The sequence below is a fragment of the Neobacillus novalis NBRC 102450 genome, assembly GCF_001591805.1.
In the GTDB taxonomy this organism is placed as follows: domain Bacteria; phylum Bacillota; class Bacilli; order Bacillales; family Cytobacillaceae; genus Neobacillus; species Neobacillus novalis.
Genome location: NZ_BCVP01000026.1, coordinates 81,049 through 104,722 on the forward strand (window position 1 = coordinate 81,049; position 23,674 = coordinate 104,722).

Annotated in this window: 12 protein-coding genes and 2 pseudogenes; 4 read left to right on the forward strand and 10 right to left on the reverse strand. The window is 32.3% G+C overall.

Annotation, left to right across the window (positions count from 1 at the left end):
* Window positions 1–82: 82 nt before the first annotated feature.
* Window positions 83–392: pseudogene (locus BANVL01_RS27445) on the forward strand (helix-turn-helix domain-containing protein); the annotation flags it as partial.
* 115 nt (window positions 393–507) lie between these two features.
* Window positions 508–1,173 carry a toxoflavin lyase-like VOC family protein gene (locus BANVL01_RS19015; RefSeq protein WP_066086711.1) on the forward strand — a complete coding sequence of 222 codons (666 nt, stop codon included), beginning with the start codon at window positions 508–510 and terminating at the stop codon, window positions 1,171–1,173.
* 669 nt (window positions 1,174–1,842) lie between these two features.
* Here the strand turns inward: BANVL01_RS19015 and BANVL01_RS19020 are convergent.
* Window positions 1,843–3,749: pseudogene (locus BANVL01_RS19020) on the reverse strand (DEAD/DEAH box helicase).
* Between the two features lie 215 nt (window positions 3,750–3,964).
* Here BANVL01_RS19020 and BANVL01_RS19025 point away from each other — a divergent pair.
* Together BANVL01_RS19025 and BANVL01_RS19030 are read left to right on the forward strand one after the other, a co-directional pair.
* Window positions 3,965–4,351 carry an ABC transporter ATP-binding protein gene (locus BANVL01_RS19025; protein WP_235845654.1) on the forward strand — a complete coding sequence of 129 codons (387 nt, stop codon included), beginning with the start codon at window positions 3,965–3,967 and terminating at the stop codon, window positions 4,349–4,351.
* A 38-nt stretch (window positions 4,352–4,389) separates the two neighbouring features.
* Window positions 4,390–4,914 carry an IS3 family transposase gene (locus BANVL01_RS19030; protein ID WP_066086707.1) on the forward strand — a complete coding sequence of 175 codons (525 nt, stop codon included), beginning with the start codon at window positions 4,390–4,392 and terminating at the stop codon, window positions 4,912–4,914.
* Window positions 4,915–5,325: 411 nt separating this feature from the next.
* Here the strand turns inward: BANVL01_RS19030 and BANVL01_RS19035 are convergent, their stop codons facing one another.
* From BANVL01_RS19035 to BANVL01_RS19075, 9 genes are all read right to left on the reverse strand, one after another.
* Window positions 5,326–5,718: a L5-gp82 domain-containing phage-derived protein gene (locus tag BANVL01_RS19035; protein WP_066086706.1), complete on the reverse strand. Its 393-nt coding sequence runs from the start codon at window positions 5,716–5,718 to the stop codon at window positions 5,326–5,328.
* Window positions 5,719–6,011: 293 nt separating this feature from the next.
* Entirely contained in the window at window positions 6,012–7,823 is a 1,812-nt protein-coding gene (locus BANVL01_RS19040; protein ID WP_066086703.1) for an ATP-binding protein, read from the reverse strand.
* The gene (locus BANVL01_RS19045; RefSeq protein ID WP_066086698.1) at window positions 7,816–9,453 is read right to left on the reverse strand and encodes a DEAD/DEAH box helicase; all 1,638 of its coding nucleotides are present in this window, start codon (window positions 9,451–9,453) and stop codon (window positions 7,816–7,818) included. The genes BANVL01_RS19040 and BANVL01_RS19045 overlap by 8 nt, the downstream gene beginning before the upstream one ends.
* A gap of 171 nt (window positions 9,454–9,624) precedes the next feature.
* On the reverse strand, window positions 9,625–10,476 hold the full coding sequence (locus tag BANVL01_RS19050) for a phosphoadenosine phosphosulfate reductase domain-containing protein (RefSeq protein WP_235845655.1): 852 nt from the start codon (window positions 10,474–10,476) through the stop codon (window positions 9,625–9,627).
* A 3-nt stretch (window positions 10,477–10,479) separates the two neighbouring features.
* Window positions 10,480–13,932, reverse strand: a complete 3,453-nt coding sequence (locus BANVL01_RS19055) for a hypothetical protein (protein ID WP_066086694.1) — start codon at window positions 13,930–13,932, stop codon at window positions 10,480–10,482.
* On the reverse strand, window positions 13,916–14,806 hold the full coding sequence (locus BANVL01_RS19060) for a DUF4007 family protein (RefSeq protein ID WP_066086691.1): 891 nt from the start codon (window positions 14,804–14,806) through the stop codon (window positions 13,916–13,918). Before BANVL01_RS19060 ends, BANVL01_RS19055 begins: the two co-directional genes overlap by 17 nt.
* Before the next feature lie 113 nt (window positions 14,807–14,919).
* Window positions 14,920–19,977, reverse strand: a complete 5,058-nt coding sequence (locus BANVL01_RS19065) for an FtsK/SpoIIIE domain-containing protein (protein ID WP_066148043.1) — start codon at window positions 19,975–19,977, stop codon at window positions 14,920–14,922.
* Window positions 19,974–21,548: a hypothetical protein gene (locus BANVL01_RS19070; RefSeq protein ID WP_066086687.1), complete on the reverse strand. Its 1,575-nt coding sequence runs from the start codon at window positions 21,546–21,548 to the stop codon at window positions 19,974–19,976. Before BANVL01_RS19070 ends, BANVL01_RS19065 begins: the two co-directional genes overlap by 4 nt.
* A 10-nt stretch (window positions 21,549–21,558) precedes the next feature.
* A complete protein-coding gene (locus BANVL01_RS19075; RefSeq protein WP_066086681.1) occupies window positions 21,559–23,238 on the reverse strand; it encodes a hypothetical protein in 1,680 nt (559 codons plus the stop codon).
* Window positions 23,239–23,674: the final 436 nt, after the last annotated feature.

Consider the following 23,674-nt stretch of genomic DNA (forward strand, 5'->3'; position numbering starts at 1 on the left):
TAACATAAAACACATTGTAACTAGACAGGAAAAGCTCAGAGTCGGAATCCCTCTGAGCTTATCATCTTTCAAGATGCTTATTAAATTACCCAAAGATACATGGCTAGATTTATCAGAAGATAATCCATATAGTCAATTCTTGATTACGGTTATGGCTAGTGTAAATCAATTAGAAGAGATCTAATCCGTATGCGGCAACGTGAAGGAATAGAGCTGGAAAAAAAGATGGAAAGTTTAAAGGACGATTAAAGAAATATCATAGGAATCACGCTGGTATGAAGTATGCAGTAAAGCAATATAAAGAAAGAAGTATGACCGTAAATCAAATTTGTGAAATTACAAATGTATTTAAGGCTTCATTATATAGAAAGCTATCGGAAGGGAACAAATAATCATTCCTTATTCCATTAAAGGGCCACTAATTAATTAACAAATTTTTTACAACTAGATATTTATGATAGAATGAGTCTGAAGATGACAAGGTTTTATACAAAGGGGGAGGAACTTTTGAATTTTACTGAAATAACATTACTAACAAACAAAATAAATGAAATGAAAGATTTCTATAAAAATATACTTGAACTTCAAATTCTAAGTCATGATTCAAATACTTTTACGGTACAATTAGGTTCTACTGCTGTTACCTTCCAAGATTTGCAGTCAGATTCAAATCCTTTTTATCACTTTGCTATTAATATACCCGAAAATAAAATGGAAGAGGCAAAGTCCTGGATTAAATCAAAAGTAGCTTTGAATACAGAGGAAGATTCAGCTGAAGTATTTTTCAATAGTTGGAACGCCCATGCTATATATTTTGAAGATCCCTCTGAAAATATAATAGAATTTATTGCTCGTCACAATTTAAAAAATGGAATCGAACATAATTTCTCATCCGATGATTTGCTTAATATTAGTGAGATTGGAATAGTAGTTGATGAGGTGATTCCATTTGTAAGGAATTTAAATAAAATCGGTATTCCTAACTGGAGAGATGATAGTGAAGGGTTGACCCCAGTAGGAGATGAAAATGGTCTTTTTATAACAGTAAAGAATGGTCGCCGTTGGTTTTTCTCCAATAAGGACGCAATGTTCTACCCTTTTGATGTATCCATTGAGAGGCTTGGGAAGTTTTCATTCTATAAAAAAAATGGTGAGGTATTAATAAGAAAATAATTATCTTCTTCTATTCGGGTGTAATTCTGCGGCAAAAATTTCGCCTTTTCTTTATGGGACTATATTGTTAAACAGTATGTTCATCAATAGGCTTAAGGAAGTAACGGAAAAGCCCAATGTGTATAAAATCAGGAAAAATTGAAGGATTTGAATGTCGTGGATATCGCGATTGATTCCTTCAGACAACTTATTAGAAAACTGAAATTTGCAAAGGTCGTCAGAAACCCAATTGCCTATTATTATGGAATCTTTAACAAAAAATTATTTCATTTTTTTCGGGATTGTTATTGGAATTCATGAAGCAAAGGATACATACAAACAAAAAAGGGGCAGTTTCAACCTCACAATGCTCTGTTTATTGTTTTAGTCGCTATATCCGTATCCAATCAATTTAAATGACAGTATAGCTTCGACTAGACTAGCAAAGACTATCGCAAACATTAATGATTCAAAAACTGTCATTCGGCATCACCCCCCCTTCTTTTTGGGAGTGTACCGACCACCCTTGGGAAATCCCTATTCTATTTTACTTCCAGTAATATCATACCCTCTCCAAAAGAGGAACGTATATTCGTGACATATACTTTATATCCTTCGTCTTTCAGAAAAAAAAGGTTCAGTCCCCGGTATAATAAAGCTTTAATCCACGGGGGACTGACCCTTTATTTCCTAATTGATTTTCTCAATACCAGTCTTTTTCTGATGCCTTTTATCCATGATTTGATCCAAATACTGTGTAAATTCCGATTCGCCTGAGTACGACAAGCACAGGTATTCCTTCGCCCTCGTCATCCCGATATAAAATAAGGAAACCTCCCTCTCCTTATCGTCTTGAAGCGGAAATGGCATGGAATCAACATTTACGATAAATACGGCCTGAAAATCTAGACCTTTGCTGCTGTCTATGGTACTAATTTTAATTTTGCCATCATCCTTTTTAAAGGATCGCTTGGAAACATCATTTTCCGTAATCCAAAAAAACGGTAAGTCCGACTCCCTTAACAAGCGTTTAATAATATCCACAAACGGATATTTATGATTCTTTTTCACCCGGTACAAAATAAGCATTTCATCAAAAGGAATCTTCCGCTCTTCATGCAGCTTTTTCATTTGCCTGGCAACTAATCTCATTTCATCAAAGAAATTGGCAGCCTTAATAATCCCTGGTTCTGGCCCTTTCCGCTGGTGCTTTGTGGGGCGATAATTTCTCCATCGAGTTCTCGATTCACGACCTTATTTTTAAACATTGAATGTTCGCGGTAAAAATCCCAGGCAAACTTAACAATTTGTTGCGTATTCCGATAGTTAATCGACAACACCTTTGATCTACCTTGAAAGCTTAATCCTGTATCCTGTAAGTACGATCGTTTCCGCCGGTAAATTGTCTGCGCTCGATCCTCTACCAATAAAAGCGACTGAGTATCGGTATTTATTAAGAGACTAACAAGCCGCAGCCACTCCGCATCAAAATCCTGCCCTTCATCAATCAAAATAGCATCATAGGAAGGTAGAATGGTTTCCTTCTTCTCGATCTTATCAATAATCACAGTAAGGTTCTGCTCTCTAATTCTTAAATCATTCTTTAACCGAGCATGAAAATTCCGTACGATAATGTTTTGGTTTTGTGCCTGTTTTACAGTTGGATCAAAATCAAATAGATCCTCTGGCTCATTCAACATATGGTGGATCATCTGCTGAATCGCGTTGGCCAAAGAAATGTTATAGCAAAGGATTAGATTTTTCCAATCAGGATTTTGTTTTGACAACATCTTCGCCCGGCTCGCCAAAATAATTGTCTTCCCGCTTCCCGCGACACCGCGAATCAAACGGTTCTTATCGCCAATCTGTTTCGCTAAATTCTCCTGATGCAAATCCATTGTCTTAATATCATGTAAAGACAAGAGCAGTTGATCCTGATACGGCACCGGAGCCTTAAATTCGGCACTAATCCGGACCTCAGGAAACAAATGATAACGGATGGCATTTATGTCCTCAATGGAAAGTGGTTCCTTTAATCGATACGGCACAACAAACATATTCATGATTTTTTCCATCAAGATTTCTTCTGAAAACCCATCATTTTCGGGATCAATTTCATCTCTTGCTAAGCACAAGTTGGGTTCAATGACCGTATATAGTCCATCTTTAATAAAGTCCCTGGTATACAATCTTGTAAAAACAACACCATGACCATAAGGGAACTTCAATTTCAATTTATATTTTCCATCTGACTCGATTAGGTTTTTATCTTTTTTCAGCACATCAGTTATTTTAAACATATAGTCCCTTGCCTGATTCATCGGACTTTGAACTATTGTTTGATCCCCATTGGTTGCCACGATATGCCATTCATCATGATTAATTTGAAAAAGTGTATTTCTCGTATAATCCTTCACTTCCAAAACAACCAATCCAAGATCAGGACCTATAATCACAAAATCAGGTTTTCTCCCTTGGATTTCCGGTTCAAAATAGACAATATAATCATCTGGCAAATAGGTTTTTAATGTTCGGAAAAACAGTCGCTCGCCAGCAGTGGCAGTCGATCTAATTGTCTCAGGAATTGTAATCGCCATAATAACCGCTCCAAAATCTGCATTTTCCTCCATTATACTACAAATAGTGCACTTTTCCTTAAACGAATGGGTATATAATCCTTTTATTTTAACATTTTTCTACTATTCCAAACAAAATTCACCAAAGGTATTGTATTTTAGTCCTATTATTTTGATAATAGAATGGAAGATATAATCCTACATACATAGAAAACAATAGAACTCATGAAAGTAGAGTGGAAATTTTGTTAAAAGGAATCCTAGATAAATTATTAAAAGGGAAAGAACCAACACCCCAACCGGCCGTCAAACCCATTAGCCAAGCTGACGTAGAAGCATTAGTAGAGGCAAAAATTAGGGAGCATGCAGCAACACTGGAATATACAAAAAAGGATTCACCCGATCAAAATCAGCCGGCAGATCCAGACGATTACACCTTAACCCCGAAACAAATTGAATATGCCCTTTCTTTAATCGACAAAATTAAGTATGAATTCGAATTGGCAATTGATCCGTCAGCCTTAACCATAAAAGACTTAAATAGATTAATTGCTTATAATCGGTATAAAAATAAAGGAACACTTGTTAATTTGGTGAAAAAAGGTGTATTGAAGAAAAAGTAAATAAATCTGCGCATTATAAAAAAATTGCGGTTCCATAAATGGAACACGGGATTTTTTCATTCCGCTCCTATCTTGTCACGGGTGCGATTCTCGTGGTTTTTAGTATGGATATCCTTGCCACAAGAACCGTCCCCATGATTCCAAAACCAAATCAAGTGTGGACATGGGACATTACATGGCTTCCAGGTCCTATTAAGGGTCCCTATTTTAGGCTTTATATGATTGATATATTTAGTAGAATGCCAGTTGGTTGGGATGTATGGGAAAATGAAGATGCAGTGTACGCAGAAGAGCTAATCAAAAAAGCGTTCATTAGCGAAAAGATTGCAGGTGAACCCTTAGTTCTACATTCTGATAACGGAAGTCCTATGAAAACCGCGACCTTTCAGGTCTTATTACAGAAATTATGCATTCAAAAGTCCTATTCAAGACCGCGAGTGAGTAATGTCAATCCTTATTCTGAGGCCATGTTTCGGACAATGAAGTATCGGCCAGAGTATCCACATAAAGGGTTTGTGTCCCTAGATGCAGCACGTTCATGGGCAGCAGAATTTGTGCTGTAATATGCCTGTGAACACCAACATAATGGATTAAATTTCGTGACACCACACCAATGTCATGCCGGGTAATATATAGAAATTCTGGAGAAGCGAAAAGAAGTTTATGAGCAAGCAAAGTCCAGGCACCCAGAACTTTAGTCTCGCTCAACAAGGGATTGGTCTGCCCACAAATCAGTGGCATTAAATCCGATAAAAGATGAGGAGAAAACAAGTAAACTATCGGAATGATCAATAAAAATTTTACCCTCTTCATAAAATATTAGTGCGTAAGAAGCAATATTTTATGAAGTGGCCACCAACCAAGCGATAGCGCAGTAGGATTTTGAGGAATTACGACAACTTTCTTGACAAACACCTTAAGTGTATATGCCAAAAACGTTTAAATATTTATTAGCCTGAACAAAATTCACTTTTTTAAATACTATTGTCAACATAACACATTCCATTGATCAAATAACAAATATCAGCTCTATATATTGGTTCATTATTATCAACAATTATAAATGAATCTGTAACATATGGATTGTAATAGATTAACTTGTTATGTTGTATGATATCTATTTTATTTCCAATATAATTTCCTACTACATACGCGTGAACATTTTTTTGTCTTTCTCGTCTTACTTTCTCTTGTCCTGATTTATGAATTTTAAATTCTACATCTGACAAAATTAAAGATTCTTGATATGAAATAACTCGTCGTGATTTTTTATCAAGCACAGAAAACATCCTTTTCTGAAGATTCCTATATACTTGAACACGTTGATTCATTTTTATTTCCTTATTTATTAACAGTGGGTTTTTCATGTTAAAAACCACCTAACTGGTGTTATTTGACCAAATTTATTTCAAACAAACAACTCACATATATTTTATAATACAAAGTATTTTGATTTTGGAAATTGGTACCTAGTCCAAATTTTTTATGTATCTAAAGAAATATGATATTAAAATAAATAATCATAGGACAAGCTTTCCCTTTTTTTAAAATTTTATCCTTCGTTATTATTGTTGATTGTAGTACTTAATTCCTTTTAAGAATTCATAAAAAAAAGGATTTACATTATTAATTCAATGTAAACCCTGTTTTTTAATAACCTTTACTTTTTCAAAAATTTCTTAGCAATTCTTCCCCAGTCTTTTCTTGCATCCTGTATATCGTCTTTTCTTTCTCCGTCAGGTATTTCATCTTCAAATCTAGCCCACGCTGCAAGCAATAATCTTAAACCTTCTGAAGCTTTCTCTAATCTATCTTGTAGATCTCTACTATTACTACTTTCGTTATTATCTAAGACTTCAATTAAATGCTCATATGCAGGGTGATTTCTGTTAAGGAGAATGTTCAATGCACCTCCACTTGGCTGTACTGTAAAAAAGGCATCGCTTTCAAAATAAGATTCAGTAAAAGAATATTTTAAGTTATTTGTCACTGTATAAACTGCAATCTCCTGAGCCTCTTCTTCTTCTACCCCCGATGTAATAAGATCCGTACGTATGTTTTCAACCTTTTCTTCTGGAGTAAGAGCCTCATCTATATCGCTACTTCCAACAAAACCTTGTCTCTTTCTTTCTTGAGTATATTCAGTAGCTTTTTTCTCGATTTCAGTATTTTCATACCTTTTTGATTTACTGCGCATTCCTTTAGTTTGTTCTTTAATAAGTTTTCTCAATGATGTAATTTGTTTGTATATGTAGTCTGCTACTTCAATTAATGGAGCTCTTGGATCGCCCTCTTCTTCCAATTCCTCTTTAATTTCGTCAATGTCTTTTCCTTTTCTTTGTAGGTCAATAATTTGATGTATCATTCCTAATATATCTGAAAAATTTCTGGCTGTTTGTTTATTATTTGTTACTCCCATTAGCTCATCTAATGAAGGTGGAAACTCAACTTCTATTCCCCACCATCTTTCTGTTGGATCACTTTGTGAAACTAATGTTTGATCTAGTTCTAATTCCCTACCTGCTCTTACAACGGATATTCCAGTATTATCTTTAGCATGCTTACCATGTGGTGTATTACCGGCGTTGTCATCAGTTCGTGCTTCTAATGACGCGATAGAAGTTCGAACAAAAATATCATGGTTTTGATCCTTGTAATTAACCCTGAATATTCTTTCGTAATTTTCTCCACCATGTTTTTCAAACATCGGCTTATTATGGAACGGCTCCGGGCAATTAGTTTTAGCCATTAGATAACAAGGATCGTTTGGTTTTGAAAGTTGATCTCTTGATACATAAGAAGGATTATCGAGATCAAAAACAGTCATTTGAATCTTAAGTTGATTTGAATGAATAAACTTTCTATAGATCCTGCCAATCAAGGATTCCGAATGCCTTAGTAAGGTTTCACCCTTATTCCACATTAATCTATCGATGCTAGACCAAACTACTAGTGTTCCAGTACGACCAAACTCTTTAACTACTTTTGAATATATGTAGGGAACTGCTTTTTTGAACGGTTCTGGCATAGAGCTAGATTTAGTATTTTTAATTTCATTTACATCTAAATAAACATGGTAAGCATTTTCTACTCCATCTTGCCAACTCCATACGTCTACGCGTTTACATTGTGAAATTGATGATGCTGGCAGTCCCATGCCAAAGCGGCCTATACCTGTCCGTTGATCCTTTCTTAATCGAGTACCATTTCCAAATTGAAGTGATAATGCCAATACATCAGGTGACATACCATCTCCGTTATCTAATACGGCTATTTGCTCCAATTTCGAAGATCGCCTAGTCGATAATTGTCGTTCAGCTTCACCACAAAGCAGCTGTACGTGAGAAGCATTTGCCTGTATTGAGTTATCAATAAGCTCACAAACAGCATATGCTGTGTTCTTATATCCATTGTCTCTCATTGCTTCAATAGCTAAATGTGCAGGAACGTATGAATTTTTTAAACTAATCATCCCAAACATCCTCCCAATTATAAAAAGAATCTGCAACGCTTCTAAAACCAGGAAGCTCCGTATCAACAACTGTTACAATTTCAGCAACACTGTTTCCGCCCGCTTTTTTTCCCCTAATTGCTCTTCCAACCATTTGACTATATAAAACTAATGATAATGTTGGTCTGGCAATAACAGCTGCACTAATATTTGGTGAATCAAAACCAGTTGTAAGAACTCCATAATTACAAATGATGCTTATTTCATCGCTATCGCGTCGAAACTTGTCTATTACTGTTCTCCTAACCTCTAATTCCGTATTACTAGTAATTGAGTTTGCTAAAAACCCTTTTATTTTTAATATAGTAGCTATAACTTCAGAACTTTCGACTGAAGGTGCAAACACAATTATTCTTTTGTGAATTTGAGACAAATTAATTACTTGCTCTATAATCTGTATATTTCTCTCTGAGTCTTGTCCCAAGATTGATAATACTTCCTTCGAATAATCTTTTTTACTGTTTAAGTTATAAAAAATAGATTGATCTAATTGGTTATTAATATTGCTATAGATTAAATTTTTATATTTTACACTCGCTATGTATTCTTTGTCTATTAAATATTCAACAGGGTTGTTATAATTTTCAATTGATAATGTTACCTTTTTGCTATTGTAGAAGTCTGCGAGTTTTTGGTCTTCTTCAATATCGTTCCATGTGCGACCTGGAGTTGCACTTAATCCCAACAATTTAGTTGAGTGTTTTGAATTAAATAATATTTCTATAACACTTTGGTATTTTTCAGCAACTGATTGATGTGCTTCATCAACAATAATAAATGAAATTTTACTAGCTAGTTTAGATAATAATTTCAATCCATCATGAGTCCTCAAAAATTGGGTTAATTTTTGAAACCCAGCCACTATAAAACCATCATTAAGGTGGTAAACCTCCTTATTATCTGTATTCCCCCAAAGACCCGAAATGTTAATTCGTCTGTTACCTAAGTAGGACCATGCTTTTTTAAATTCTATATAAGCCTGATTACATAGTTCGTCTGTAGAAGCCAACCAAATTACTACTGTATGCTCATTATCTCTTAAGTAACTGCAAAGAAGATCCATAGTAGTCCTAGTTTTTCCGGAACCAGTAGGCATATGGAGCAATACTCGATGGGGATACTTATTGAGTACTTCAATTAATTCTTTTACAGCTCTTCTTTGATGAGGAAATAGTTTATATCTTGGGTCTATAGTTTCTTGATTACCTACTTGGAGTTCAAATTCGTTTTTGAATTGCGGAACCTTTACATCAAAAAAATTATAAAAAATTAATTCGTCTTCACTTTTAGATATTATTTTTTTATTTTTCAAGAATACATATTCATTTATGCCCTTACTGTTGAGATAACCTAGCGTTTCCGCAAGTAACTTTATTTCTTCTACCCTTAGTAAATCAATAAGGATTTCTCTAAATTTTTTATTATCAAGAAACTTTCTTTCCTCATTAATGTGAAAAATCAGTTTTTTTAGTTCGTTCGTCTTTACATATTGTTTATCTAATTTTTGTACTAACAGAACTAGTTGTTTACCTAATATTTTTTCAACAGTAACTTCATCCGCCCTAGAGATAATGTCCTTAACTTTATACATTGCCAATAATCACCTTTTTAGTAGGAAAATATGGATACTTTTATATTACAACAAAACTACTATTTTTTACATAGTATATAAGAATTTGGTATTACTAATTAAGAAAAATAATTTATAATCTGCCATATAAAAAAGGAGAACCGTAGTCCTCCCTAAATTCTATTTACTTATTTATGAGTATGAGCATATACAAGGAATACTCTCATCTTTAATATTTAGTGATTTTTCTACTCCTTCTTTTTCCAACTGTTCACGATACTCTCTTAAAGTAAAAGGGCCGCCATCTCGTTTCAAGATCGAGACATCCTTTTCGAAGTGTTCTCTAAATCGCTCTTCCATCTCCTCTTGCTCTTTATAACGGTCCGGCCAAACTGCATAAAGTAAAGCGTAATGTTGAAAGCCGCCTCTAACGCAACGTCCTCCGCAATTTGCATGAGAAAATCCCTTAATACCCTTGGCTGCCAAATCAGGACGCATTTCTTCAGTAATGTAATACATCCTTGGTAGTTTAATACCCCATTCGTTCTCAATAATAGATTTCACATCAATATCTTCTGTAAAAGTATCAATCATAGGAAATCTGGTTACAATTGGTTCTAAAGGATGATGTTTATAAAATTCCGTTAAATTATCAGCACGATGTTTCTCATGCGGTCCTATTCCAAAGTAAAGGATTGGTTCTAAATTATGTTCATCTCTTAGTTCTTCTAAAAAAGTAATAGTTTGATAGACTTTTAGTTCTTCCGAGCATTTTGCTAGTCTAGAATTACCTAAGAATCTATAGTCATAAAATACTTCCTCGGGTGTTCTGCCATCTATACGCTCAGTTATATCAATTCCTATATATTCTGCTATTTCATCCATAAAGCGATAGTTATCTTCATCTTCCCACAGAGTATTGGTAAAAAATAAAATTGAATTCTCTCTACCATATTTTTGCACCATATTATAGGCAACGTAGGCACTAGAGGCGCCTCCACTAAACATTGCAATATGTACAGGTTTCCGTTCCAATGTAGCCACTTCCTATTCAACAAATTCTTCTAACAGTAGTAAAACGATATTCTCGACTTCTTCCTTCGGAACATTACGTCCACCGTTTTTTAAGATCCTTGTGACATTTTGGTGTAATGTTATTGACTTGGTGGATAACTCAGCTTTCTTAATAATCTTCCTTTTATTGTTAAAGTTAATAACAATTGAATTATTGTCACTAGTATTCTCTTCCTCTAACTTAGAGACATTATTCTTAACTTGTACTAAAAACATTTCTTTAGTCTTATCAGACCAATTAGAAAGCTCTACACCAACAATATCGGAGGTAATTCTTTCTATCCAATCTTCGGATTCTAAATGTAAATTTAATGATCTTAAAAGATTGTTTTCCTTATAAAAGATCGGATTTTGTTGTTTTATCCAAGTTTGTAACTCTATTAAATCTTTTACACCAACAGTATTGAACAATTCATTTACAAGTTCGCTTTTAAAACTACTATATTCATTATTTAATCGTCTCACGAACTTTTCTAGATTTACTGGACTATACTTGAAACGTTCATACAAAAGAGTCAAACCTTTTTGTGGATCAATTTCACTCGTTCTTATTTCATCCTTAAATTTTACTAGTTCGTCATCCAAATTTCTAGTTATTTGCACAAATCTTGGTAAACTTCTCAACCATTTTAGTATCGCTTGTGACACTAAAATTGGTTTAATTGTTTGGATGTTCCCCGTATCTATATAATCCGAGAATATTTGCTCCATAATGGAAAGGAACTGATTGAATTCATCGTTAAGCCTTAAAAACACATAATTATATTTCTCTGGTTCTTGAACCATTGAAAATATTATTTCTCCATTTAATTGGGATATAAACATTTCGTTATTATAAAATAGAATTTGATCCCATTTATCTCTTATTAATGCAACTAATAGAATAGGAATTAATGGTTGTCTGATTCCAAACGGTTTCTTAGTAAAAATACTAATTAAATCTTGGAAACTACCACTATTTTTTTCATTTAAAAGTTTTAATAGTTTTACTCTTAATCTATTTAGCTCAGGTGATTTAATATTATCAAGTTCATTCAAACGCAAATTGTTATTTTTAAAGATAGATGCATAAATTAAATACTCCGGCCCATTTCCTTCAATTCCTAAATTTTGAATATAGGGTTTGGTTAGTAGTTGGTTAACAACTTTATAGCCTGCTTTTAACTGCATATTATTTAATTTACGTCGGTTAAACCCATCATTTCTAACCTCTGGGGTATCCGGATACAAACCGAACATTAGTTGAGATAGCTGCTCCTCTAAAATAATTTCATTATCAATTTTTATTTTTCGAATATTTCGAAACCAGGTCAATTCACTAGAAAAATCTAAAAATATTTTAATAAATTTATTGACGTCATGTTTTATATTTTCAAGATGCAAATGGAGCTCTTTCTTTAGATTTTTATCACTATTTAAGAGTACTTCGTCATTAATTAAATTTCTTATTATATATTGTTTGGAAATTGAATCGTATATGGTTTCTAATGCGTAAGGATGTATACAATAAAATGATAATTGATCATTTTTGCTTATAATTTTTTGAATGATGTCATCCCTATCATTTTGGGATTCAAGTATGATTAAATTTATCAACGAATCCGTGTTCTTTTTGGATAAAATACTATTTGGATCATGTTTGTCTAATAAAATATCACTACTGAATAATATGTTAACAGCAGCAAATCGAGTCATACTTTTTTCATCATTATATTTTCGAGCTAAAAAGTACTTCTTAGTCAGAGATTCTTCAAAAATTGATAGGATTTTTTCTTTATCAATCTTTAGTTGTTCCGATCTTTCTGCTACAAGCTCATCAATATTATAATTGCTTCCCTCAAACAACTCCCAGTAGCCTAAAATCCTGTTATAACGGATTGCCTTTAGACTCTGTAGAACCTTTAGCTCTTCTGATATATCTACTTCACTCACATTTAGAGCAAAAGCTATAAAATCAGTTGATAGTTTTACCTTTGACTGAAGTCCACACAGCTCCCATAAGGTAATAAACTTTATAATGTCTAATAATTGAATACCGATTTTAGTAGGATAACTAATTTCAGGTATTTTCGTAATAATACCTTTGTATAGAGATGCTATTTTATCCTTTTCTTCAAAGTCAACATCAAAGAAGTTTGGAAAAAAATAACTAAAAAGCTGATTCGGTAAATAATAATTATTTTTACCTGTTAGGTGTTTATATAAACTATTAGACTCTTTACTTTCCATAAAAGTAAAAAGAGTTCTTTCGTTTTGACCATATAGACTTGATAACTGAGGTAAAAGAAAAAGTGTAACAGGGTGAATAGGATATGTTCCACGAACAATTAAATTTTCTACCTCAACTTGATTTAATTCTGGAAATAAGGGGTACTTCCTTAATTGATTTGTAATCTCAGTAACATTAAATAAACTTTTATTTATATCATACAGATTACTAATAGCAGTTTGGGCTATTCTAAAAAATGTCGAAGAATCACTATCGATATAATAAAGCTTAAACCTCTTTTCAATTCGTTGAAATTCATTTTGTAACTCCTGATTAAAAGAAGAAAAGTAATGCCGTAAATGTTTATGTGTAATAAATAAAAGATGTAAATCCACAGTATAATGATCTGCTAATTCAGCAAGATCTTGTAAATTTTGCATTGTTTCATTTACTTCATTATGTTCTAGACTCTGTAAAAACCGACCAAATTCATCATAAACAACAAACAATCCAATATCTAATAATTTAAGTTCGTCAATGATGAACTTTATTTGTTCAATAAAGTCCCCACTAAAATCAACCAAGAATTCAGTTCCAGAAGTTAAGCTTGGGAAAATAGATTTGAACCAATTTATCTCATTAAAATTTTGAGATTGTACTTCAAGTCTCCAGACATCTATGTGCTTTCCCCTTTCTCGTAAATAACTTTTAAAATTTTTATAGGTTTTTGGGTAGTTTTCTTTCCAATTATCCACTGTTTGAAGAATTTTAAACATAACTCCTGGTACAATAATGCCTATACCGTTTTGAGCTAGTGTCTTTTGGATTGCAGTTAATATACTATTTTTAAAATTCCCTTCATATCCATTTAGGACTACAGGAAGATAACGCTTTTCTTTAGATCTTATTTTTATAAGCTCATCATGTATATCATCATCAACTGATGCAAATTTTTTTCTAATAACGTTAAAATCTCTATTGTTAATATTTTTTGAAACAGTAGCAGCAAGCAAAGTCCCTAACAAAGATTTTCCAGTACCGTATGGTCCAATGACAATATGAGATCTTCTATTGGAAGTATCATTAAAACCATTAAGAACACCATGTAATGCTTCTGCATGAGAGGGAGTTGGCATATATTTTTTTAGAAAATCTATGTTCTCTAAATCAAATTTAATATTTACGCTTGATTTGAAATTTTTAGTTGCTGTTAACATTTAACGATTCAACCTTTCTCGCATATTCTTTATGTAAAAACTCTATTGGTGAAATATTTGGTATGCGAATAGTGTCTAAATTGTTTGTTCTAGTGAATTTTAATGGATAAAAAGGATGGTTGGTCAATGTTTCTAGCGAATTAATAACAGAGGAACGCGACATGTTAAAGACCCTTCCCCATAATCCCTCGTTATTAATAATTTCTTCAACTGTAATTACATTCGTTTCCTTCTCTTCTTTAAACGCTAATAATACATACATTAATGCTGTAATTCCAATATTCTTTGGATCCCCTTGCACCTTATATACTACGCCTTTTGTTTCTTTTAACAGATTTAATCTAAATAAAGGGCTTTGGATAACTTCCTCAGGATCTTCATTGTTATTTCCAGCAACATACAATCTTATTAAACATTCGATATCCCTCTTGAGTGACTTTTCTGAAACCTCTTTTTCCTCATTTGCTTTCACCCAATCTATAAATGTTGATATTAGTTCATCCTTTGTTATAACCGATTCATTTAATTTATTAAAATACCAATACCATGCAGTACTAGGTTCTTTTCGAGATGACAAATGATAATGTATTATTGCTGCTGAATCCAAAAATTGCAGAAATCTATCAAATTTATATAATATTTTGCCAAATTGTGTAATTTTGTACACTTTTTTTCTTTCATCATTAAATTTCTCTTGAGCAACCCGCGTTGCTAAAACCCAATATCTAAGGGATTGTACCATGTTTTTTCCTAACCCAATTTTTTCAAAAGCTTCCTTATCGTAAAAAAATCTTTCATCATCATTAATATGTCTTATAGCTTTATTAAGCCATCTATCTCTTAAATAAAAACTTTGATGTTGTCCATATCCCATATGTTTTTCCTCTTTTCTTTACTGGATAGATATCTCCAGTAAAAACTTAAGCAGTAAATAAGGCATCTAGAAGAACTAGATGCAAAGGAGTGAGTGGCTGAAGGAATCAGCCACTATTCTTCCTTATTGAGGTATTTTAATAATGCCCTTCTAACTTTTGGTGTCAAGAAAGGGCTTTTTCCTCTTTCTGTATTCCCATAAATTTTGGCAAGAAAATCCCCTTTTCCTGCTAGTTTTTCCGCACCCGATTCATCAAGTATTACATTTGAAGCATTTGTGTCCGATGCTTTAAGTGCTAAACGAGCTCCTAGGTTATTCCTAATATTAGTGTTAATAATGTCTGCTTTCGGATTTTGGGTACAAATAATTAAATGTATACCTGCAGCGCGTGCTTTTTGCCCAAGTCTCAATATAGAATTTTCAACTTGTTTTTTTAATTCAGCATCCTGAGTCATAAAGTCAGCAAATTCATCAAACACAATAACAATTCTAGGAAGGCATTCACCTACCTCTTCAATATACTCATCAAGGTTCGATACGCCCTCGCGTGCAAACTTAGTATATCGGTCTTCCATTTCATTTACATAAAATTGAAGAACTTTAATGGCTTCGTCAAGATCGGTTATTACGCTACGGGTATGTTTTTTATATTCATAAATAGTAAATTCAACCTTTTTCGGATCAATAAAAAGAAACTGTACTTGATCAGGGCTATAAAGACACATCATACCTAATATAATTGAATTTAACGTAACACTCTTACCACTTCCGGTTGTCCCGCCAGTTAGTAAGTGTGGAGACATAGAATTTGAAAAATCCATATAAATAACATCGTTTAGTGGATCTAACCCTAAAGGTGCAATTAGGTTAGTTTTAGTAATTTTGTCACTCAATTGTTTTCTTGTTAGTTCCATGAATTTTTCGAAATAGATAGTTTCAGGCTCTTCACGAATAATATCAATTTTCATTCCTTTGTTTATAAATATATGCGGCTCTGTGCTTAATCCTAGCCATAACTGAATATCTTTGGAACGTGCTATCACTTTATTTACAGGCAAATCAGCAGGCAGATCTAATTCAAGTCTGATTACTGAAGAACCTATAATTGCATCTTTAATATTAAGGTGGATACCATTTTGAGTGAAGTTACTTTTCAGTTTCCGAATATACTGATCTCTTAATTGGAGACTATTATCTTCAAAAGATTTATAATCAATTTCAATTCCTCTAAGAGCCTCCACTTCTGGATATTCTCTGAAATGTTCTAAACCCTCATCTTGATTGGAAATGACAGGTTTATGAGTATTATCATTCTTATCAATGACTTCATTAGGGTTCCCTTCTTCAATCGGATTTTGTTTTTGCCCTAATCCATTTTCATCACCTTTTCCAACTGCTTCTTCCTCATGATTATCCTCAAAATCTATATCTTCATTAAATCCTAAAGTGGTCCTTAGAACATCAAAATCACTATTTAATTGGTTAAATTCGTCATACATAGGTTGGTTATCTTCAAATGTTTTTAATTGGTTTAATATATATCCTCTTGTAAATATATAGTTAATTACATTGGAATCTAGTTGGTCTCTAAATATACCATTATCAATTTGTGTGAAATTGTACTCTGTTAAATTAGAAGTATAACAATATACATCCACACTTCCACCAAAAGTAACCTCAATATTGCAAATTTCTGTATGTTGAAGGTCTTTTAACAAATTCGCATGTTCAGGTGAATAAGAACTTTTCTCAATAAAATATTGTATAAGTTCAGATCTCCAGTACTCTGAGTCTAGTTGATCTTCATTAAAAGAAAATAATCGATTATACAGGCTTAAGCCAGTTTTTATTTGCTTTAAGGCATCAAAGCGTTCTTTATCAAAAATGTTCTCATTAATGAATTTTAGCTCAATTAATTCAAAATGAATCTTTAACTTATCATCGTGCTTTTCAATAGTAGTTTCAACTAAATCCGGTCGCCTTTTGTTATTCGCAAACCAAGGTAAATCATCACAAACTGCCCAGACCTGAAGACGATTATCAACAGTAAGACTCCTTCTAACTGTTGATAGGTATGTAGCTAACATTTCATGAGCATATTTACCTTTACCAATGGTTTTTAAAACTAGACCACCAGATATCTCTTTAACCTTATTAACAGCTTCTATTACGGCATCTCTTGAAACATTTTTATTTTTCATTATTGAGACAAACTTCCTGTGGAGTCGATCATAATATGCGTAATCAGATGCCTCTTCACTTATTTTCCGTATATATTTTGAAGAAGAAATAATTAGTTTGAATTGATTATTTTTCCCTGCCTTTGGTTTGTATTGAATTATATTTGCGTTAGCAGATGTTTTTGTCAAAAGAGTTTTATCTAAATAGCGATCTAATATTACAGACCAATTAAATATTTTATGCATCTGGTCAATAAGAGAACTATGTTTAATATTCGTTATTGAAATTAAATTTTTTAAAACATACAAGTCTTTTTTATCAGGCATCACACCAGTTTGATTAATGTATTGCATCTGATAAAAATGTTGTAATACCTGTGGCAAATGCTCACTAACATAACTTATTCTTTTAACAGCTTCATCATTTTTTAATGGATCTTTATAAATAGTTTCAAACCATTTTTCCGTTTCTTTTGGTAGTATTCTTTCAAAATTATAGGCAATTTGATTACCATGTCCAAAATAATCAGCAAGAACCACCATATCAGCATCACTCATTGATTTATTTACTTGGCTAAAAATCTCATTAACATTTTTCCCTGATATGATGTTGAGTTCCAACTTTGGAAATTTACTGTCTAGATTTGGTTTTGTATACTCTTCCTTCTGTTCAATCCACTTATTTATTTGGTTATGTAATTTAGCAGCATGTGGACTATGAACAGTTAATCTTAACTTTTTAATACTAGTTTTGGTAAATAATGCATCCACACATTTCTTTACAACATCGACACTTTCACAAAACAGTAATAAAATGTCCATACCGTCCTTAGCATATGGGTACACTTCTAGATAGTTTTTAGTTGTCTTGATTAATTCATCAGATAACTCACTGGCTAGATAATCAGAATTAAATGAAGTTTTTGTATTAATAACAAAAGTTCCTTCACCAAGCACTTCATAGTTCTCTACTAAATACGACTGTTCACCATAACTTGAAAAGTACCTTGGCGCAAGGTTTGACGTGTGCAGCCGAATATAATCGAGATACTCTTCCGGTTTCTCAACTTGTAATCCTTCCCTGGACGTAGCTTCTATCCATCCGTTAATTTGTATTCCTATTTCCATAGACCGCTTTATATAAGCAATTAACCTGATTGGATTAAATACTGTTAACTTTCTTGTAACAGGTAAACCGGTTTCGCCCTTTTTATTATCAAAATAATCTATAGCTCCAAAAAAATTAACATTTTGATAAATTTGTTGTGAAACCAATGAAGAGCAGTAAATATTTTCAAGCAATACCGAAAGTTCATTTTCCAATAAACTAACATCTAATGAGTATAGACCATATTCTCTAGCATAATTCAGTTTTAAGATATAAGAATTTAAGTATTCTTCTAATAAGTAAAGATTTTCTTTTACACCTGCTTCGTTAGAAATAATATATGGCCGCACATTTTCCTTAACCAAACTTAATAGATCGACCAGTTCAACTTCATTCTCTTCATAATTTTTTATATACGGGGCTATACCTTGCTCAATCTGTTCAAAAAAAGTAAATATCTCTAACTCACTAAAAGAAGTGACTTTAAATTTTTTATTATTAATGATGTTACCATTAATTAGATGACGAATTTCAAACACTATATCAGGATCCTTTATTGACTCGTCACATGTATCTGGTAAAGAAGTAGATATAAATTCTATTCTTGGAATAATAATTTGGATATTGGATAGATATAATTTTAGAAGTCCAACAATATCTTCTGTAGACTTTGTAGTCAGAATCTCTACCTGGAACATTGATGAAGCAAGATCAGGATTCTCTTGCTCCTCTTCGATAAGAGTAAAAATCTCTTTTTGAATTCCTTGTATAATATCCTCATATATTGAAGGATTCCTAAGTTTATCTACAAGTCTTTCTAACTTTTTTATTAGTCCAGGTTTTTTATTTAATTCGTCTTCAAACTCATCAATAAATACTTGAATTGAATCTGGATCGCTATTCGATACAACTTCATCATAACCGTTTTCAAAATCTTTTATTTGTTCCTCATTAAATTCATCTTTATTGACCTCAAGAATTTCTTTAACTTGATCAATAACTTTTACGGGTTTAGTACTAAAACCAAAGACCATCGTTATAAAGTCAAAATCATAGTATAAGAGAAAATTATTATTTTGATTGATGAAATCAACCACTTCAGTTATAAACTCGTCAACCGTTTTATTCTCCCAAATTTCGTGTTTAACATCGCTCTTTTCCTCTTCTTCTAAGAAAGAATAAACGTTATTCATAATTCTTTCTTGGTCTGCTTCACGAATATTTAAATTAGCTAAGAGAAAGTTCTTCTTAAGACGAGGTTTATCTTCTATACTTATTTTTAGTTTTGTGTCTACAAATAAATTTAAGTGAGGCAGCTTTCTTTGTAATTTATCAACAACTGATGGATTGGGATCTTTTAATATCGCCACTAGAAAACTTAAAACGCTGCTTAATTGAGGCTCAGAAATACTAGTATATAAAGACATAAATTCCTGTACATAATTGATTTCATCAGGGGCAATAAACCCTTTTTCTGAAAGAAGATTGTACAATGATTTTAATCCTAGAGGAGATAATAAATATGCCTCATCAATTGTAAATATATTTTCAAGACTTTGGGCCTCTGGGGTGATTTCATTTATTATAAGAACTAGTGCCTGATTAGGTTTAGTATTATTTCTCAACCAAGTGCTAGTTTCGTATTCCCTATATGAGTATTCCTCGAAACCGTGAATCTCAGTAACCGTTCTAATTATAGGATAAAAGTAAGTTTTTAATACCCCAATATCCTCTCTAAGTGTTTCCAGAAGAACAGGCACATTTGAATTGCCTACTCCAGATATTTTAATAAATAGTTTCTCAGTATTATCATTTTTTTGCTTTTTAAAATGATCTTGTAACAATCTATTTATCCAAATTGCTAATAGTTTATCGCCAATCATCCTATTGCCACACCTTCCGCCATATCGTAAGGATTACGAATCATTGCTGTTGCATCGGAGAACTCTATTAATAAACCATTCTTCTTTAATTTACTTCGCAATGCTTGTTCATTCTTTTGATAATAACTTATATTTAATTTCGATTGCTCATACAATCCACTATTTCTTGCTTGCACCACACCGATTACAAAACCATACCGTTTATAAAGTTTATTCAAAAATTCACTGAATTCTATTGATTCATTTGGCTTAACATTAATAAAAACTAAAGTTTGTAAAAACGTGTCAGTCATACTATATCTATAACTTGTTCCTGTTTTGTAGTTACCGATGCCACCATCTCTAGCTAAAGTTCTTACAATACTAAGCTGATGTCTTTTTAATTGATCTGAGATTATTTCTTTAACTGTATTAAATAGTTTAGTAGTTACATCATAATAATTATTACATTTGAGCAAAGTATTGATAACTCTACTTTTTCTAGAAAGGAGTTTTTTCAAACCCATTAGTTCAATAAAAATTTCAGGATTTTCCTGCCAAATTGATAATTGTTTAACTATACTTTTCTCATCCCCTAATAAATTAAAGAAATGCATTTTAAAATAGTGCTCAAATTTATCCTTAATTAATGTCTCATTTTTCCTAAAAGTACTAGCAGATGTTTTTAGTATCTGCTCTTTTTTTCCATCTAAACAATCAAAGAATAACTGAATATTTTCGTGTTGAGCAACCTTTGCTCTATCATACATATATCGTAAAAGCTGAAAACTAACTAAGCTCGTTAAAAATTTAAACATTTCATAAACATCAACGTTAATATTTAAAAGGTTATTTAGTTCTTCCGCAAATTCTTCAAATAAAGGGTGGTCATTAACAGGTAAGGAAGGGTACTCTTTTACATCACCCGTATTTTTTAATGGGTAGGTATCATTCCTCAGATTCTGATCTTTATCTCCTAATGCTGCTTGAATTGAATTAACAATTTTTTCTATAGAAATATTTTTTTGAAGTAATACCTTTAATCGCTCCTCGATTGACTTTCTCAATTCTGAATTATTAACAGTTCCGTATGATAGCATTAAATAGAAAAGTTCCCCACCACGAGCAAAAAAGTTCCGTTCATATGAAACAACTTTTCCTTTAGTGCGAAGTTCAAAAAATAAAAGACTTTCATGTAAAGGATATAAAGTTCTGGCGTACCAGGATCGGTCAGCCTCTTTGCCTCTTCCGTCAGTTAATGGGACTTCCAAGTTTCTCAAAAACTCCCTGATAACTTCTACTTTTTCTTCACTAGGTATTCTTTCGTACAAATTAGTCTTCTGATCTGAATCTAATTGAGCGGTATCCCTTTTACTTCCTTCCTTAACTCCCTCAAAAACAAATTTTCGAAGATTAACAGACTTATTTCTAAAATAGCAATCAGCATCTAAACAATAATCCGTCCCATACATTACATTTAAAAACTCCAAAACATATTCAGGTCCTCTTTGTCCATCTTTAAATCGATGTCCCCAGATTTGAGCAGAAAGTTTTGAAGAAAATTCTTCAACATTTGCAGTTTTTCCCGACATTATTTTCACCTCAATCTACAAAAATCTCATCATGAATGAACAAACCTTTTTCAGAATCTAGTCTTAAAATATTTAAAACAAATTGATCCTGTTCACTATTTTTTATAATCTCATTTTTAAAAGTATCTAATAAGATTTCTACATCTTCTTTTAGAATATTGTGGGTATTTCCGTTATTTAACCGCATTAAATATTCAAAAACATGTAAATCTACTGGCATTTTTATTTTATGGTTCACAGCCATGTAAAATCTTGACGGTAAGTGGTCAATGTCATTTCTTGTATTTTCTTCTTCAATGATTACTTGTGTACTAGGGACCAAAGAGTGAATCATTAAATTCTCATTCGTTGCATACAATTGTTGACTTGGGGAAACAAGTCTTTTCGAGAAGGATCTATTTAATCCATTAATTATGTCCTTCCTACTGTGCATACGTTTAATCAAATTATCGAACATTTGGTCATATTCATTTATGTATTGAAATGGGATCATGCTCTTTCTGTTAAATAGAACTTCATTAGGAAATTCAAAATAAAACTTTCTTCTGAGTTTACTAATCCATTCATCAATCAGAGTATCATTACTATCTTTGTTATGATCCCTATACATTTCTAAACGTTTTTTGAAGTATCCCAGATATAAATCTAGGTCATTATTATAAAGAGCAGAATGTAGAGATTCTAACTCTTTGTCACCGCTTAAATCTCCATTGATGATAAAATCATCAATTCTTGATACTGAATGAGCTCCTGGGTCCAATTCTCTGAAATGCCTTAATGCTCTCATTTCAGAAAAGGCTTCATGTTCAATGTTATGGCCATAAAAATTTTGATAATAAGGTTTTTCAATTTGTTGTTTTAACCCATCATAACCCGCATCTTTTATATCCTTACAAGTAAATCCACCCGTTAATAGAAAGCTAATATGTATCAATAACTCACGCATAGTAATGTGTGTACCTAAATAATCTAATAGTCTATATTGTTCGACTAGCCTATCTTTCACATGGGGTTGTGATGTCCTTTTATGATTTAAATATATAATGCATGAATTTTTACTGGTGCATCCATCGCATGGCAGCCAATTTTCCTCCTTGTTCCATTCCGCTAAAACCTTTTCTACATAGATAGAGGAGGTTACACTTAATAAATTGATTACACTAAAAGTTTCATCATTACTTCTATAGTCCCTAAAACGATCTGTTACTGCCTTCTTCAGTGAACTCAAATCTCTGCATTGAGATAAAAACTTTGTCAGTTTACCTTCATTAGCTGCAATTAAATAATATACTTTTTTTGAATGATTAGATTCGATACCTTTTTGAAGAGAAATAAGTTCTTGTAAGATAATTTCCTCTTTAAGCTCTGAGAGATCCTTTACAATTCTGATTTTTCCATGAATAAACTCTATATCAATAATTCCCGAGGTCGGCCAATTTCCTAGTTCTTGCTGACTGAATTTATTATAGATAGAACGGCAAAGTCTAGTTTTCCCATCTCCTGCATTTCCTGTAAGGATTACACTTTGCGGCCGAGACTTAAACATTTCAATCAAGTAATGCTCTACTTTTGTATCAATTTTAAAAGAATAAGCGTTTTCACTTTGTTCATATGTATATTCATCATAGATTTTTGAATGGTTAGGAGAAAGAACATTAAACTGATCTAAATAATTTACAAAAGAATTCATTGATTAGTTCCCCTTCAGAATTTTCAAATTATTTACTCTTGATTCTAAACTATAAATATTATATCACAAATAATGGGAACATTAGGACTTAACTTCAAATAAATTAGTAAAATAATACTTAAATGCCACAAATATAAATAGGTAAGTTAACTCAGTTTTAATAATAAAGAAGAAATTTCTATGTTAATTGGAAAATAGATCACTATTAACTATTGGAAACAAGTTAAACAATCTAAGAAATTCAAACTAATCGATTTCGCTCATAGGTATACTTAGATTTTGAAAATAAAAAAACACTTCCTCTAAATGAAAAAGTGTTTTAGTCCAAAAAGGCGGTTTTATAGTTTGTGCCTGTGTAGGATAATACTCCAGGGTCAGCGGGACCCCCAGTGTGCTAAAGCGTTAGCGCATCAAGGATCTGACCCACTGGCCTTGC

What these genes read in the sequence shown, in the direction of transcription:
- BANVL01_RS19070 (WP_066086687.1), bottom strand. Translation starts at nt 21,548, where the DNA reads ATGTCGGGAAAAACTGCAAATGTTGAAGAATTTTCTTCAAAACTTTCT.
- BANVL01_RS19060 (WP_066086691.1), bottom strand. Translation starts at nt 14,806, where the DNA reads ATGGGATATGGACAACATCAAAGTTTTTATTTAAGAGATAGATGGCTT.
- BANVL01_RS19045 (WP_066086698.1), bottom strand. Translation starts at nt 9,453, where the DNA reads ATGTATAAAGTTAAGGACATTATCTCTAGGGCGGATGAAGTTACTGTT.
- BANVL01_RS19035 (WP_066086706.1), bottom strand. Translation starts at nt 5,718, where the DNA reads ATGAAAAACCCACTGTTAATAAATAAGGAAATAAAAATGAATCAACGT.
- BANVL01_RS19040 (WP_066086703.1), bottom strand. Translation starts at nt 7,823, where the DNA reads ATGATTAGTTTAAAAAATTCATACGTTCCTGCACATTTAGCTATTGAA.
- BANVL01_RS19065 (WP_066148043.1), bottom strand. Translation starts at nt 19,977, where the DNA reads ATGATTGGCGATAAACTATTAGCAATTTGGATAAATAGATTGTTACAA.
- BANVL01_RS19075 (WP_066086681.1), bottom strand. Translation starts at nt 23,238, where the DNA reads ATGAATTCTTTTGTAAATTATTTAGATCAGTTTAATGTTCTTTCTCCT.
- BANVL01_RS19030 (WP_066086707.1), top strand. Translation starts at nt 4,390, where the DNA reads ATGGAACACGGGATTTTTTCATTCCGCTCCTATCTTGTCACGGGTGCG.
- BANVL01_RS19055 (WP_066086694.1), bottom strand. Translation starts at nt 13,932, where the DNA reads ATGTTAACAGCAACTAAAAATTTCAAATCAAGCGTAAATATTAAATTT.